Origin of the sequence: Nonomuraea gerenzanensis (genome assembly GCF_020215645.1) — a bacterium.
GTDB lineage: Bacteria > Actinomycetota > Actinomycetes > Streptosporangiales > Streptosporangiaceae > Nonomuraea > Nonomuraea gerenzanensis.
Map to the genome: position 1 here is coordinate 6,736,307 of NZ_CP084058.1, position 13,528 is coordinate 6,749,834.

The following is a 13,528-nucleotide window of genomic DNA, read 5'->3' on the forward strand; positions in this document are numbered from 1 at the left end:
CATCTATACGGTGCCGTATAGATGGGTCTAACCTCGATCTATACGGTAGCGTATAGATGAATGGAGACCAGCGTGACGATCATCCCCGAGTCCGTCCGCGCGCTCAGCCCGCTGTCCGACTACGCCGACCACTACACGCTCTCCACCGACGTGCGGGCCACGCCCGAGCAGTGGGCCCGCGCCATGTTCGGCGACGTGCCGAACGCCGCCGAGCGGCTGATCTGGAGCGGGTTCCTCGGGCTCCGCCTCAGCAGGGAGCCGTCGCCGCAGACCGTGGCCGGGTGGCGCATCGCCGAGCAGGGGCCCGGCTGGATCCGGATGGAGGCCGCGTCCTGGTGCCTGACCGCCAACATCGTGGTCCGGGCCGGCGACGGACAGGTGGCGGCGGCCACCTTCCTGCGGTACGAGCGGCGGCTGGGGCAGGTGATCTGGGCGGCGCTGTCGCCCATCCACCGCGCGCTGGTGCCGCGGATCCTGCGGATGGGCGCGGCGGCACGCGAGCGGCGATGAGTTCCGGCCGGCCCGCGAGTCTGTTCCGGTGACCATCGCGTGGCGGTCGCGCGCCGCCGCCCCGCACCGGATCCCACGGAGGACAACACCATGACGAGCACCCCGCGCATCGTCGACCTGGCCACCTGGCAGGCCGCCCGCGACGAGCTGCTGGCCCGCGAGAAGGCCCACACCCGCGAGGGCGACGCCATCGCCGCGGCCCGCAGGCGGCTGCCGATGGTGGAGTTCGACGGGACGGTGGAGGTCGTCGGCCCCGACGGCCCTGTCCCGTTCCTGAGCCTGTTCGAGGGCCGCGACGAGCTCGTGGTCTACAAGCACATGTGGTACGACGACACGCCGCACCAGGGCCAGTGCGAGGGCTGCACCACCACGGCCTGGCACCTGAAGGACGCCGTCTACCTCAACGCCCGCGGCGTCTCGTTCGCCATCGTGACCACGGGCCGGTGGGCGGAGGTGGCGGCGTTCGTCGAGTTCATGGGCTACACCCAGCCGTGGTACTCGGTGCGCGGCGTGGAGGGCCCGGCCGGCGGCCCCATGGGGTTCCTCACCTGCTACCTGCGCGACGGTGACCGCACGTTCCTCACCTACTCCACGACGGGCCGGGGCAACGAGCGGGTCAACGGCTCCATGGGCCTGCTCGACCTGACCCCGTACGGCCGGGGCGAGTCCTGGGAGGACAACCCGAAGGGCTGGCCCGAGGGGGGCGGCGCGTGCTGGACCTGGCGCTCGGACGCCGACGGGAACGCCACCTGGGGCCCGACCAGCCGCCCCGTGCCGCAGTGGACCCGTCCCGGCGCCACCCCCGTCGAGACTCTCGGCCGGCGCGGCCGGCACCACTGACCGCGCCGGGTCGAGGACGTCAGGGCAGCGTACGCAGGTAGGCCGGCGGCTTGCGCGCCCTGGTGGCCTGCTCGAACGCGTACCCCAGGCCGATCAGCGTCGATTCGGAGAACCGGGTGCCGAGGAAGGTGACGCCCAGCGGCAGCACCTTGCCGGCGTGACCGGCGGGGACCGTGATCGCCGGATACCCGGAGACGGCCGGCGGCGTGGAGGAGGAGACGAACGTACTGAAGTCGTCGCCGTTGACCAGGTCGGTGAGCCAGGCCCCGCTGTTCGTCGGCGCCAGCACCGCGTCCAGCCGGTGCGCGGACACCACGGAGTCGATCGCCTGCCTGGCCAGCGAGGTCGCCTTGTCGCGGGCCGCGCGGTACGCGGGGTCGTCCAGGTCGCCGGTGGTCGCCTGCGCCTGCTCGAACAGCTCCTGCCCGAAGTAACGCAACTCGGTCGAGGCGTGCCGCTCGTTGAACGCGATCAGCCCGGCCAGGTCACCCGGATGCCGCCCGGGGGTGGCGGCCAGATAGGCGTTCAGGTCGTGCTTGAACTCGGTGAGCAAGGCGGTGAACTCGGCCTCGCCCACCTCGTCCAGGCCCTCCAGCTCCACGTTCTCGACCACGGTCGCGCCGCGCGAGCGGAGCGTGGCGACGGCGGCGTCCAGGGTCGCGAGCACGTCCCGGTCGTCGCCCGCCACCGAGCGCCAGACGCCGATGCGCTTGCCGGCCAGCGCGTCCGGCTCCAGCGCCGCCAGGTAGTCGCGGTCACCTCCCGGCACGGTGGCCGGGTCGCGCGGGTCCACACCCTGGATGGCCGCCAGCACGGCCGCGGCGTCGGTGACGCTCCTGGTGATCGGGCCTGCGGTGTCCTGCTGCGCGGAGATGGGGATCACGCCGGAGCGGCTGACCAGGCCGAGCGTGGGCTTGATGCCCACGACGCCGCTGGCGCCCGCCGGGCAGACGATGGAGCCGTCGGTCTCGGTGCCGATGGTCACCGCCGCCAGGGTCGCGGCGGCGGCGACCGCCGAGCCGCTGCTCGATCCGCAGGGGTTGCGGTCCAGCACGTAGGGGTTGTTGGTCTGCCCGCCGACGGCGCTCCAGCCGCTGGAGGAGGGGGCGGAGCGGAAGTTGGCCCACTCCGACAGGTTCGCCTTGCCGAGGATGACGGCGCCCGCCGCGCGCAGCCGCTCGACCAGGAAGGCCTCGCGGGCCGGGCGGGCGCCGAGCAGCGCCAGCGAGCCGGCGGTCGTGCGGAGCGGCCCGACGGTGTCGATGTTGTCCTTGAGCAGGACCGGGATGCCTTCCAGGGCGCCGCGCCCGCCGTGGCGCCTGCGCCGGTCGCTGCGTTCGGCCTCCTTCAGCGCGGCGGGGTTGGTCTGGATGACCGAGTGCAGCAGCGGGTCCACGACCCGGATGCGGTCGAGGTAGAAGCGGGTGAGCGCCACCGAGTCGAAGCGTCCCCTGTCCATGGCGCGCTGGAGGTCCAGGACCGTCGCCCGGTCGAGGTCCAGCCCGCGCAGGAAGGTGTCGGAGTGACGGGTGCCCGCGCGGTCGGCGTGGGCGGGGGATGCCACGGATAATCCGGCGATGAGCGCCACCACCGCCGTCCATCGTGCGGGATGTAGGGGCTTCATGGGCCACGAGCGTAGCCCTGATGCTTTCTGTTGAAAATATTTCGTGTTGAGGCTTTCCGCCGTCGGCGAGCGGTTGCCCGCCCCGCCCGTGGTTGTCGGTCCTGGCGGGCACACTTCCCTCATGCCCGATGAGCCCCTCGAACTCGGCGAGATCGCGCCCTCCGAATACCACGTCCACCACGACACCATGGCCGGCGTCGGCTTCCTGACCATCGCCAGGCGGCTGCCCTCGCTCATCGGCCAGGCCTTCCGCCTGGCCTGGCGGGCCGGCCCGCGCGACACCATGACCACCGTCTCGCTCAACCTGCTCGGCGGGATCGTCACCGCGTTCGGCCTGCTGGCCACCACCGGCGTGCTCACCGCCCTGTTCAGCGAGGGGCCGACCCCCGACCGGGTGCTCGCGGCGCTGCCCGGCCTGATCCTGGTCGGCGCCGCCGCCGTCGTCCGCACGCTGCTGCAGGCGGGCGCGGGCTGGGCGGAGGCGCGGCTGAGCCCGCAGATCGAGCGCGCCTCCGAGGAGCGGCTCTACGCCCTGACCAGCCGGGTCGAGCTGGTCGCCTTCGACGACCCCGAGTTCCACGACGCCCTCGAACGAGCCAGGGGCCGCGGCGCGGCCACCGCGAGCTTCGTGGTGTCGGCGGCCGTGGACGTGGTCACCTCCCTCGTCGGCCTCGCGGCGGCGGCCGGCGTGCTCGGCCTGCTGCACCCGGTGCTGCTCCCGCTGCTCCTGCTGGCCGTGCTGCCCGACGCGTGGGCCGCGGTCCGCAGCGCGCGCCAGCGCTACTCGACCCTGTACGGGCTCGGCCCGGCCCGCCGCCGCAAGTGGATCCTCGCCGAGCTGCTGGCCGATCGCGAGCCCGCCGCCGAGGTCCGCGCGTTCACCATGCGGCACTTCCTGCTGCGCGTGTACGACGCGGTGGCGCGGGCCGAGCAGGAGGAGCTGCTCAAGCTGGTCAGGCGGCAGACGCTCACGCGGCTCGCCGGCAACGCGCTCGGCGGCCTCGGCACCGCCCTGGTCTACCTCGCGCTGGGCGTGCTGCTGGCGATCGGCGCCATCCCGCTGGCCGTGGCGGGCACCGCCGTCCTGGCCATCCGCTCCAGCCAGGGCTCACTGTCCAGCCTGATGTTCACCACCAACTCCCTGTACGAGCAGGGGCTCTACTTCACCGACTTCCTGCGGTTCTGCGACGACGCCGAGAGCCGGCTGATCCCGACCCGCCCGCTGCCCGCGCCGGAGGGCTTCGACCGCATCACCGCGACCGGCCTGACCTTCACCTACCCCGGCTCCGACACCCCGGCCCTGCGCGGGGTGTCCGTCGAGATCAAGCGAGGCGAGGTGATCGCGTTCGTGGGCGAGAACGGCTCAGGCAAGACCACTCTGGCCAAGATCCTGGCCGGCCTGTACGAGCCCGACACCGGCACCGTCCGCTGGGACGACACCGACCTGCGCCAGGTCAGCCCCGAAGCGCTGCGCTCCCGCACCGCCGTCATCGCCCAGGACCACACCCGCTGGCCGCTGACCGCCCGCTACAACATCACCATGGGCACCGACAAGGGCGAGCCCGCCCTGCACGCCGCCGCCACCGTGGCCGGCGCCGACGAGGTCATCGCCGATCTGCCGCACGGCTACCGCACCCTGCTGGATCGCCGCTTCAAGGACGGTCACGAGCTGTCCGGCGGCCAGTGGCAGCGCATCGCCGTCGCCCGCGGCTTCCACCGCGACGCCGACCTGCTCATCTGCGACGAGCCCACCGCCGCCCTCGACGCCCGCGCCGAACACGCCCTGTTCGAACGCATCCGCCACCACGCCGACGGCCGCACCGTCCTGCTCATCACCCACCGCCTGGCCAGCGTCCGCTACGCCGACCGCATCTACGTGCTCGACCACGGCCTGGTCACCGAGGAAGGCGACCACGACACCCTGATGGCCCTCGACGGCCTCTACGCCGACCTCTACACCTTGCAGGCCAGCGCCTACCGCTGAGCCTCAGCCGAGCCGCAGGAGGGAGCCCTGCCAGCGGGCGCGCAGCCACCGGTCGTGACTGGCCACCACGATCGCGCCGGGCCCGTCCGTCCCCAGGGCCTCCTCCAGCTCGTCGGCCAGGCGGGGCGAGAGGTGGTTGGTGGGCTCGTCGAGCAGGAGCAGCTCGGGCGGGTCGGCCACCAGCAGGGCCAGCGCGAGCCGGCGGCGCTGGCCCACCGACAGCTCCCCTACCCTCAGGTCCAGGTCGCGCTCGCCCAGCAGGCCGAGCGAGCGCAGCGGCACGGCCTCGGCGCGCTCCTGGCCGAGCGTCCGTTCGTAGGTCTCCCGCACCGTGCGTTCCGGCCGGTCGAACACGGTGTCCTGGGCCAGCAGGCCGGTGGTCAGCCCGGGCCGCCGCCGCAGTCGCCCCTCGGCCGCCTGGCGTCCGGCCAGCACCGCCAGGAGCGTGGACTTGCCGGCGCCGTTCGGGCCGGTGACGAGCAGCCGGTCGCCCGGCTTGAGGTCGAGGTGGTCGAGCACGAGCCGTCCCGGCACCCGTACGTCACGCAGGGACAACCAGGGCTCGCCGACGTCGGCATCGGCGTCGGCAGCGGCAGTACCGGTCAGGGGGCGGGGGTGGAAGCGGAGCGGGGGTGGCGGGGCGGGCACCTGCTCGCGTTCCAGCTCGGCGAGCCGTCGGGCGGCGTTGCGCACGCGGCGGGAGATCTGCTGCTGCACGCGCCCGGCCCGGTGCCCGTAGCCCATCTTCTCGTTGTCGCGGCGCAGCCCGTCCAGCGCCACGTTGCGCGCCGTGACCGCGACGGAGCGGCGCAGCTCGCCGAGCTCCTCCTGCTCCTCGGCGTGACGCCGCTCCCAGCGCTCGCGCTCGGCGCGCTTCTCGGCCAGGTAGGCGCTGTACGCCCCGCCGTACCGGACGGGCCCGCCGAGCGCCGGGTCGAGGTCGATCAGGTCCGTGCAGACCGCGTCCAGGAACGCCCGGTCGTGGCTGGCCACGACGACCACCCCCGTCATGCCGCGCAGTTGCTCCTCCACGAACGCGGCGGCGTCGTCGTCCAGGTGGTTGGTGGGCTCGTCCAGCAGCAGCGCGGCGGGGCGCCTGATGAGCAGCGCCGCCAGGGCGAGCCGGCCACGCTGCCCGCCCGACAGCGAGGCGATGGCGCGGGTGCGCGGCACGCCGCCCAGGCCGAGCCGGTCGAGGATGATCCCGGCGCGCCGGTCGGCGTCCCAGGCCTCGTGCAGCTGCGCCTGGTCGAGCCGGGCTCCGTACGCGTCGAGCAGGGCGGCGTCGTCGGGCTCGGCGGCCAGCGCGGCGGCGAGCCGGTCCAGCTCGGCCAGGTCCGTACGGGCCTCGCGCAGCGCGTCGCCGAGCACGTCGGCGATCGTGGCGTCGGCGGCGAAGGGCAGCTCCTGGTGCAGGAAGCCCAGGTCGGCGGGCCGTACGACGGTGCCGGAGTCCGGTTCGTCCGTGCCGGCGAGCAGCCGCAGCAGGGTGGACTTGCCTGCGCCGTTCTCACCGATGAGCCCGATCCGGTGACCGGGGGCGGCGGTGAGTGAGACGCCGTCGAGCACGCGCCGCGTGCCCAGCGTCCGTACGAGCTCGTGCGCGAGCAGGGTGTCGATGACCATGCGAGAAGACCTCGGAGGAGAGACCCGGGCGCGGCGGGGCGGCCCGGCGAAGGAGACAGGGTCCGGGGAACGACGACCAGGGCCCGCGTCGGCGGCGGCGTCAGGCGCGCTCACCGGGGCCGGTCAGACTCCGGGATCACCCGGAGATGTCGTCGTCACCTGCCATGTCGGGAGTCTCCTCAGGTGTGATCTTCGTCCTTCACGATAGCAGCCGCCCGGCTCAGCGCGGGTCGGCGGCGGCCTGGCGCTGCTCCTCGGCCCACTGCGGGTGGTGCTTCCTGGCCCACGACCACGTCACCGACCCGGTACGCATGCCGCGCCGCGCCATCGGGTCGCGGTAGGCCAGCCGGAGGTGGCCGAGCACGACGACGGCGATCGCCAGCGCCGTCAGGTCGTGCACGAAGATCGCGCTGGTCCGGGAGATCCACGGCAGAGCCCCGGTGAACCACATCAGCAGCCCCGTGAACATCATCACCGGCACGGCCCCGGCGATCCAGCCGGCCCAGATCTTCTGCCCGGCGTTGAACTTGCCCGCCGGGCGCGGGCCGGGGGTGCCCCGGCGGACGGCGCGCAGCCACTCCCGGTCGTACGGCGCGAACCGGTTGAGCCTGCGCAGGTCGGCGCGGAACGAGCGGGCGGCGAGCCCGATCAGGAACGGCACCGGCAGCAGCAGCCCCGACCACTCGTGGATGACGACCACCAGGTGCCGCCGGCCGACGAGCTGCGCCAGCGGCTCGAAGTAGAGGAAGGCCGCCGCCCCCGCGCACAGCAGCATGAGCGTGGCGGTGGCGCGGTGGACCAGCCGTTGAGGGCGGGTGAAGCGCCGCAGCCGCTCAGGCCGCCCGGTCGAGCCAGCCGTCGACGTCATAGCCGTACTCCTCCCAATATCCCGGGACGACCTGCTCGGTGACGGAGATGCCGGACAACCACTTGGCGGACTTGTAGAAGTACATCGGGGCGACGTAGAGCCGCACGGGGCCGCCGCGCTCGTGGGTGAGCGGCTTGTCCTGCATGTCCAGGGCGATCACCACGTCGGAGCGGCGGGCCTGGCCGAGCGTGAGGCTCTCGGTGTAGACGCCGTCGAAGCAGGTGAAGCGGACCGCCTTGCCCTCGGGGCGCACGCCGGCCAGGTCGAGCAGGTGCGCGAGCGACACCCCGGTGAAGGGAGTGCCCGGCACCCGCCAGCCGTCCGTGCACTCGACGTCGCCCACGACCCGGGTCTGGGGCATGGCGCGCAGCTCGTCCAGCGTGTACGTGATCGGCCGATCGACGAGCCCGCCGATCTCCAGCCGGTAGTCGGCCGCGGTCTTCTCCGGCACCGAGCCCGCCACGCTGAAGTAGCGGAAGCCGTCGGTGCTGGGCAGCAGCCCGGTCAGGCCGGTGGGGTCGTTCGCGCTGGCGGCGCTGACCGCCCGGTCCCAGCCGCTACGCAGGAACGGCGCGGTGGCCAGGCCCAGCACGCCCGCCGCGAGTGTCCCGAGCATCACGCGGCGCGCGATGGGCGTGCCCTCCTCCGCAGGACGTCGCCGGTCAACCATCACATCACTCCTGAGGCCTCGGTTCCGCCCAGGACCGCGGCGGAACGCCCATCCGGCACGGCCATCGGTCGTCACCGGTTCAACTAGTGACGATGGTTGCAGAGAGATCGTCACCTGTCAAACCAGTGACGGATTCAGGAGGTGGTCATGGGCCCCCAGGCGAGCCGGCGGCCGGTGGCCGCCTTCCGGCCCAGCTTCCCCGCCCTGACCTGCACGGCCAGGCTGTCGAGGATGACCCGGGCACTGAGCAGGGCGGTCTGCTCCGCCCAGTCGTACGGCGGCGAGCACTCCACCACCTCGATGCCGGCCAGCCCCGGCTCGGACACCAGCCGCACCAGGTTGAGCGCCTCCCGGGGCAGCAGCCCCCCGGGCTCGGGCCAGCCGGTGCCCGGGACGAACCCGGCGTCGATCACGTCGATGTCGAAGGAGAGATAGACGGCCTCGGCGTTCTGCCAGGCGATCTCCAGGGCGGTCTCGGCGACGCGCTCCACACCGACCCGCTCCACGTCGCCCACCGTGATCACGGTGGTGCCGCGCTCGCGGCCGACCTTGACCCCGGCCCTGGGCGCCTGCCAGCCACCGATGCCGACCTGCACGAGGTTGGTCGCGGGCGCGTTGGCCAGGTTGGTGGCGTGAAACCACGGCGTGGTGTGCATGCGCTCGTCGAGATCGGTCTCCTGGGTGTCCACATGGCGGTCGAAGTGGATGATGCCGACGTTGCCCCCATGATGCGCGGCGAGCCCCCGGATCGTCGGGAACCCGATCGAATGGTCACCCCCCAGCACCACCGGCATCACGCCCTGCTGGACGACGTGGCTCATCGCCTGGCTGATCTGGTCGAACGACTTCTCCAGGTTGCCGGGGATGGTGAACACGTCCCCGATGTCCACCAGGTTGAGCTGCTCGCGCAGGTCCACGCCCAGCTCGTAGCTGTAGGTGCCGAACAGGTTCGTGCTGCGCCGGATGCCCTGCGGCCCGAAGCGGGTGCCCGGCCGGTAGGTCGCCCCCGCGTCCAGCGGCACCCCGAAGATCGCCACCTCGGCGTCCCCGACGTCGTGCACGTCCTCCACGTAGGGGCACTTCAGGAACGTGCCGCGCTCACCCGCGAAGTGCGGCAGCTCCCCCCGCGCGAACGTGGGGATCGTGCGATCCGTCAGCGTGGGCGCGCCCGGCAGCCCGTGGGCCAACGCCCGCTCGATCTCCTCCTGGTGCCGGGCCGATGAGATTTCCGCCTCCGCCCGCTGGGCCCAGGCGCCTTCCTGATTTACGTTGGCCATGATTCGGAGTGTTCGCTCGTAACGATCGGCTGTCCAGCAATGATCATTCTGGGTGTCACGCTCGCCATCATCGCCATGATCGTCGTCGGGCTGCTGGTGGCTCGCCGCGTCGCAGGCGACAGCAGGAACTTCCTGGTCGCAGGTCGTACCCTGGCTTTGCCCGTGGTCGCCGCCACCCTCATGGGCCAGGCCGTCGACACCAACGCCACCCTGGGCGCCACCGACCTGGCGGCCACCCTCGGCTTCTGGGCGGGCGCCGGGCTGCCTGTGGGCCTGGCCCTGTGCCTGCTGCTCACCGGCCTGTTCTTCGCCCGGCCGATGAACCGCATGGGGCTGACCACGCTGCCCGACTACTTCCGGCTGCGCTACAGCAGGGCCGTCGAGGTCGCCGCCGCCCTCCTGATGATCGCCGCGTTCGCCATCCTGGTCGCGGGGAACCTGGTGGCGGGCGGTTTCCTGTTCGAGCGGTTCCTCGGCACGTCGTACACCGGGGGCATCCTCATCATCGTCGCGGTCGTGCTGATCTACACGCTCGCCGGCGGGCTGCTCAGCGACGCCTACACCTCGATCGTGCAGATGCTCATCACCGCCGCCGCCGCGTTCGCCCTGCTGTTCTGGGTCGCCTTGACGTACGGGCTGAGCGCCGCGCCCGGCACCGGCCCGCTCGACCTGGAGCAGCTGTCCGACCCGGCACAGGGCGCGGTCGTCAACTGGGCCACGCTCGTCGCGCTCGGCGTCGGCGACATCGTCGCCATCGACTTCATGCAGCGCATCTTCGCCGCCCGCTCCCCCGACGTCGCCCGCCGCGCCTGCTTCATCGCCGCCGCGGGCACCACCGTGATCGGCGTGCCGTTCGCGCTGGCCGCCGTCTCCACCGGCCAGGGCCTGCTGACGCTGCTCGACGAGGCCGCTCCGGCCGGGCTGAGCGTGCTGGTGCTTGCGGGCATCGTCAGCGCGTCGCTGTCCACCGCCGACGGCGCCATCCTGGGCACCGCCGCCGTCGCCGTGCGCAACGTGGGCTCGGCCCGCCGCGTCCACCATCCGGGCCGGCCCGACCCGCTGCTGCGCGCCACGCGCTGGGCGATGCCGCCCGTGGTCGGCGGCGCGGTGCTGCTGGCCCTGCGGGTGCCACAGACCGGGGTGCTGCTCACACTGGCCTTCGACCTGATGCTGGCCTGCCTGGTCGTGCCGTTCGTGCTCGGCTTCTGGTGGCGGCGCGGCGGCGCGCCCGCCGCCATGGCCGCGCTGACGGTGGGCCTGGTCGTACGGCTGGCGCTGTTCGTGATCACGCCCACCATGTACGGCGCGCCCAACACCCTGCTCTACCTGCCGAACACGCTGGTCGACGCGACCTTCGACGGCTGGCCGACGTTCATCGCGCTGGGCGCGTCCCTCATCGCCTACCTAAGCGTCGCGCTGCTCACCGCCCCGGCCGGGGTCGCCGGCCGGGAGCTGCGCGTGGAGGAGTCCGCGCCCGTCAGGGACGGATGACGATCTCCAGGTACTCCAGGGGCATGAGCAGGGTGTCGCCGTCGGCGTTCAGCTCGTGGACCAGCTCGGTCAGGTCGGAGACGAGGGCCCGCCTGCCCGCCTCGTCCAGGGCGCCGAGCGTCACCACCGTGGGTCCGTACGTGGCGCACCAGGCCCGCACGTGCTCGTCCGGGCTGGGGAAACGCCACCACAGCTCGCGTGTCGCCGACTCGATCTCCGCCCCCGGGCCGAACAGCTCGCGCAGCCCTTCCGCCGTGCCCCAGCGGCTCTCCGGCCTGGCGCCGGGCGCGGGCGGGACGTACGCGGTGTTCAGCGCCAGCATCCGGCCCATGTAGCCGGACGGCGTCCAGCACGCCAGCGCGATCCGGCCGCCGGGCCGCGTCACCCGTACCAGCTCGGCGGCGGCCCGCTCCTGGTCCCGCGCGAACATCACCCCGAACGTCGAGGTCACCAGGTCGTAGGCGTGGTCGGGCACCGGCAGCGCCTCGGCGTCACCGTGCCGGAAGTCCACCGCCAGCCCTTCCGCCTCGGCCCTGCGGGCGGCGTGGGCCAGCAGCTCGGGCTCCAGGTCGATGGCGGTGACCCGGGCGGCCCTGCGGGCACCGGCCAGAGCCACGTTCCCGGTGCCGGTGGCGACGTCCAGGTGCTCCTCACCGGCCCGTAGCCGCGCCGTCTCGCACAGCAGCTCGGCGGCCAGGAGGAACCGGGCGCCCACGGAGCGGTAGTCACCGATCGCCCACGTCCGCTGCTGCGCGTCGTCCTGCTCCGGCATCATGATCCTCCCCGGTCGATCCTCGGCCAAGATCCCGTCGCTGCCAGTCTGCGGGACCGGGGCGGCGGCTGGCCAGATCGACTTCGCGGTGCTGCCACGCGATCACCCTGCGGCGGCGCCCGTCAGGTGATGGGCCACAGACGGACGGTGCCGTCGGCGCCGGCCGCCGCGAGGGTTCTTCCGTCCTGGCTGAACGTGAGGAGCAGGGGGCCGGTGTGGCCGGGGAAGACGGCTTCGAGCTCGCCGTTGAGCACGTCGCGGACCAGGACACCGTCCGATCCGGCCTCCGGGCCGGCGCCTGCGGCGAGCACCCGGCCGTCCGGGGCGAAACCCAGCGCGCTGAAGGTCCTGCCGGCGCTCGACAGCGTGCCGAGGTTCTTGCCGTCGGCCACCTCCCACACCTGCACCCGGTTGCCGGGATCCGTGCCCCGGACGGTGGCCAGCCTCGCGCCGTCGGGGCTGAAAGCCGATGCGCCCACGAGATTGCCGCTCTCCATGGGGAGGTTGGGCCGGCTCCGGCCTTCTGCCACGTCCCACAGCCGCGTGGTGTCGTAGTAGGAGCCGCTGGTGGCCAGGAGTGTGCCGTCACCGCTGAACTTGAGAGTGAAGGCGCTCATCTCCTCGCCCGTGACCACGTTCCAGCGCCGGACCTGGTGGTCGTCGTGGCCCACGGTGATGAGGAGCTTGCCGCCCTGGCTGAACGTCATCGCGTCGAGGGGGCCGTTGAGGCCGGTGATGGTCGTCGTGGGCCGGAAAGGGGCGCCGCCGCCACCGGCGCTTCTGTCCCGGGAGGAGGTGAGGCCCAGATACGTGAGCACGGCGGCTGCGGCCAGCACCAGCGCGGCGCCCGCCACGAGGGCCTTGGGGCGGCGGGTCAGGGGTGCCGGTCGCCAGGGGCTCGCGGTCGGCTGCGCACCGGCTTCGGTGGTCGCGGGCGGCGCGTCGGAGGCCGTCTCCGATAGCCCGGCCGCCGCGGCCGCATCCGGCAGGGCGACCGGTGGCGACCCGGACGGCTGCGGCTGCGCAGGGGAAGCTGCTGCGGGTTCAGGCGGCGCGCTTTCGGGCGGCGCGGGCAGACGGGGCGCGGGCGCAGACGGCGCGGGCAGACGGGGCGCGGGCGCAGACGGCGCGGGCAGACGCGGCGCGGGCGCAGACACGCGGGCAACGTCCAGTTCACGTCCGCGCGATGACCGTGCGCCCCTCGACGTTGTCCTGCTTCTTGGGCCGCTGCTGCGGCATCTCCTCCACGACCCGGTCGTGCACGTACCCGTACAGCTCGTCGCAGGGATCGCACCGGCGGGAAAGCTCCATCGCGGATTCCCCGCGCCGACGGAACGACTCTCGCGCGGATTCACCTCACCGGCTGGCTCGCCGCCGGCCCGGCACCACCCGTCATCGGTGCGATGCCGGTCGCCGGCGCCGGTTCAGTCCACCTTGGCCTCCCGGCCGTGGACGATGAGCGCGTACAGGACGAGGACGTCCACCGCGATGACGGCGAGCGACCACCAGGGGTTCACGGCGATCCAGGTCAGCTGGGTCAGGGCGTTCAGCATGACCAGGACGACGCCGACCATCCTGGCCCAGGCCTGCCCGACGCTGATGGCGATGCCCGTGGCCAGGAGCAGGACGCCGAGGGCGAGATGCAACCAGCCCCAGGTGGTGACGTCGAAGAGCAGCAGGCGGTTGGGCGTCTGTACGTAGATCCGGTCGGCGAAGACGGCGGCGAGACCGGTGATGATGTTGAACAGCCCGGCCAGGACCATCATCATGCCGCCGAACCAGATCCAGCCGACCCAGCCGGTCACCTGGCGATGCGCATGGTGGTAGGTCATCGGAAACCTCCCCTGTGGACTCTGACTTCCGTGT

The 13,528-nt window shown here is 72.9% G+C and carries 13 protein-coding genes; 4 read left to right on the top strand and 9 right to left on the bottom strand.

From position 1 onward, the window contains the following. Positions 1 to 60 precede the first annotated feature (60 nt). The gene (locus LCN96_RS31495; RefSeq protein WP_225266048.1) at positions 61 to 510 is read left to right on the top strand and encodes a DUF2867 domain-containing protein; all 450 of its coding nucleotides are present in this window, start codon (positions 61 to 63) and stop codon (positions 508 to 510) included. Between the two features lie 90 nt (positions 511 to 600). After that, complete coding sequence (locus LCN96_RS31500) at positions 601 to 1,350, top strand: DUF899 family protein (RefSeq protein WP_225266049.1); 750 nt, start codon at positions 601 to 603, stop codon at positions 1,348 to 1,350. Between the two features lie 19 nt (positions 1,351 to 1,369). Here the strand turns inward: LCN96_RS31500 and LCN96_RS31505 are convergent, their stop codons facing one another. Further along, positions 1,370 to 2,974, bottom strand: a complete 1,605-nt coding sequence (locus tag LCN96_RS31505; RefSeq protein ID WP_225266050.1) for an amidase — start codon at positions 2,972 to 2,974, stop codon at positions 1,370 to 1,372. Positions 2,975 to 3,095: 121 nt separating this feature from the next. Between LCN96_RS31505 and LCN96_RS31510 the strand changes: the two genes are divergently transcribed. Then, positions 3,096 to 4,958: an ABC transporter ATP-binding protein gene (locus tag LCN96_RS31510; RefSeq protein WP_225266051.1), complete on the top strand. Its 1,863-nt coding sequence runs from the start codon at positions 3,096 to 3,098 to the stop codon at positions 4,956 to 4,958. 3 nt (positions 4,959 to 4,961) lie between these two features. On the opposite strand, the gene LCN96_RS31515 is transcribed toward LCN96_RS31510, so the two are convergent. The 4 genes from LCN96_RS31515 to LCN96_RS31530 form a co-directional block, all read right to left on the bottom strand. Next, a complete protein-coding gene (locus tag LCN96_RS31515) occupies positions 4,962 to 6,584 on the bottom strand; it encodes an ABC-F family ATP-binding cassette domain-containing protein (protein WP_225266052.1) in 1,623 nt (540 codons plus the stop codon). A 220-nt stretch (positions 6,585 to 6,804) separates the two neighbouring features. Beyond that, on the bottom strand, positions 6,805 to 7,452 hold the full coding sequence (locus LCN96_RS31520; protein WP_225266053.1) for a cytochrome b/b6 domain-containing protein: 648 nt from the start codon (positions 7,450 to 7,452) through the stop codon (positions 6,805 to 6,807). Further along, positions 7,418 to 8,122: a molybdopterin-dependent oxidoreductase gene (locus tag LCN96_RS31525; RefSeq protein WP_225266054.1), complete on the bottom strand. Its 705-nt coding sequence runs from the start codon at positions 8,120 to 8,122 to the stop codon at positions 7,418 to 7,420. Before LCN96_RS31525 ends, LCN96_RS31520 begins: the two co-directional genes overlap by 35 nt. A 134-nt stretch (positions 8,123 to 8,256) precedes the next feature. Further along, on the bottom strand, positions 8,257 to 9,399 hold the full coding sequence (locus LCN96_RS31530) for an agmatinase family protein (protein WP_225266055.1): 1,143 nt from the start codon (positions 9,397 to 9,399) through the stop codon (positions 8,257 to 8,259). A gap of 39 nt (positions 9,400 to 9,438) precedes the next feature. Between LCN96_RS31530 and LCN96_RS31535 the strand changes: the two genes are divergently transcribed. Beyond that, positions 9,439 to 10,890 carry a sodium:solute symporter family protein gene (locus LCN96_RS31535; protein WP_225266056.1) on the top strand — a complete coding sequence of 484 codons (1,452 nt, stop codon included), beginning with the start codon at positions 9,439 to 9,441 and terminating at the stop codon, positions 10,888 to 10,890. Here the strand turns inward: LCN96_RS31535 and LCN96_RS31540 are convergent. The 4 genes from LCN96_RS31540 to LCN96_RS31555 form a co-directional block, all read right to left on the bottom strand. Next, positions 10,877 to 11,665, bottom strand: a complete 789-nt coding sequence (locus tag LCN96_RS31540) for a methyltransferase domain-containing protein (RefSeq protein ID WP_225266057.1) — start codon at positions 11,663 to 11,665, stop codon at positions 10,877 to 10,879. The two genes, LCN96_RS31535 and LCN96_RS31540, sit on opposite strands and share 14 nt — an antisense overlap. Positions 11,666 to 11,784: 119 nt before the next feature. Continuing rightward, a complete protein-coding gene (locus tag LCN96_RS31545; RefSeq protein WP_225266058.1) occupies positions 11,785 to 12,516 on the bottom strand; it encodes a WD40 repeat domain-containing protein in 732 nt (243 codons plus the stop codon). 319 nt (positions 12,517 to 12,835) lie between these two features. Then, positions 12,836 to 12,973, bottom strand: a complete 138-nt coding sequence (locus tag LCN96_RS31550) for a hypothetical protein (protein ID WP_225266059.1) — start codon at positions 12,971 to 12,973, stop codon at positions 12,836 to 12,838. 113 nt (positions 12,974 to 13,086) lie between these two features. Beyond that, the gene (locus LCN96_RS31555; RefSeq protein WP_225266060.1) at positions 13,087 to 13,494 is read right to left on the bottom strand and encodes a DUF7144 family membrane protein; all 408 of its coding nucleotides are present in this window, start codon (positions 13,492 to 13,494) and stop codon (positions 13,087 to 13,089) included. Positions 13,495 to 13,528: the final 34 nt, after the last annotated feature.

Coding starts and splice junctions, on each gene's coding strand:
- LCN96_RS31495 (WP_225266048.1), top strand. CDS start 61: ATGGAGACCAGCGTGACGATCATCCCCGAGTCCGTCCGCGCGCTCAGC.
- LCN96_RS31500 (WP_225266049.1), top strand. CDS start 601: ATGACGAGCACCCCGCGCATCGTCGACCTGGCCACCTGGCAGGCCGCC.
- LCN96_RS31505 (WP_225266050.1), bottom strand. CDS start 2,974: ATGAAGCCCCTACATCCCGCACGATGGACGGCGGTGGTGGCGCTCATC.
- LCN96_RS31510 (WP_225266051.1), top strand. CDS start 3,096: ATGCCCGATGAGCCCCTCGAACTCGGCGAGATCGCGCCCTCCGAATAC.
- LCN96_RS31515 (WP_225266052.1), bottom strand. CDS start 6,584: ATGGTCATCGACACCCTGCTCGCGCACGAGCTCGTACGGACGCTGGGC.
- LCN96_RS31520 (WP_225266053.1), bottom strand. CDS start 7,452: ATGACGTCGACGGCTGGCTCGACCGGGCGGCCTGAGCGGCTGCGGCGC.
- LCN96_RS31525 (WP_225266054.1), bottom strand. CDS start 8,122: ATGGTTGACCGGCGACGTCCTGCGGAGGAGGGCACGCCCATCGCGCGC.
- LCN96_RS31530 (WP_225266055.1), bottom strand. CDS start 9,399: ATGGCCAACGTAAATCAGGAAGGCGCCTGGGCCCAGCGGGCGGAGGCG.
- LCN96_RS31535 (WP_225266056.1), top strand. CDS start 9,439: ATGATCATTCTGGGTGTCACGCTCGCCATCATCGCCATGATCGTCGTC.
- LCN96_RS31540 (WP_225266057.1), bottom strand. CDS start 11,665: ATGATGCCGGAGCAGGACGACGCGCAGCAGCGGACGTGGGCGATCGGT.
- LCN96_RS31550 (WP_225266059.1), bottom strand. CDS start 12,973: ATGGAGCTTTCCCGCCGGTGCGATCCCTGCGACGAGCTGTACGGGTAC.
- LCN96_RS31555 (WP_225266060.1), bottom strand. CDS start 13,494: ATGACCTACCACCATGCGCATCGCCAGGTGACCGGCTGGGTCGGCTGG.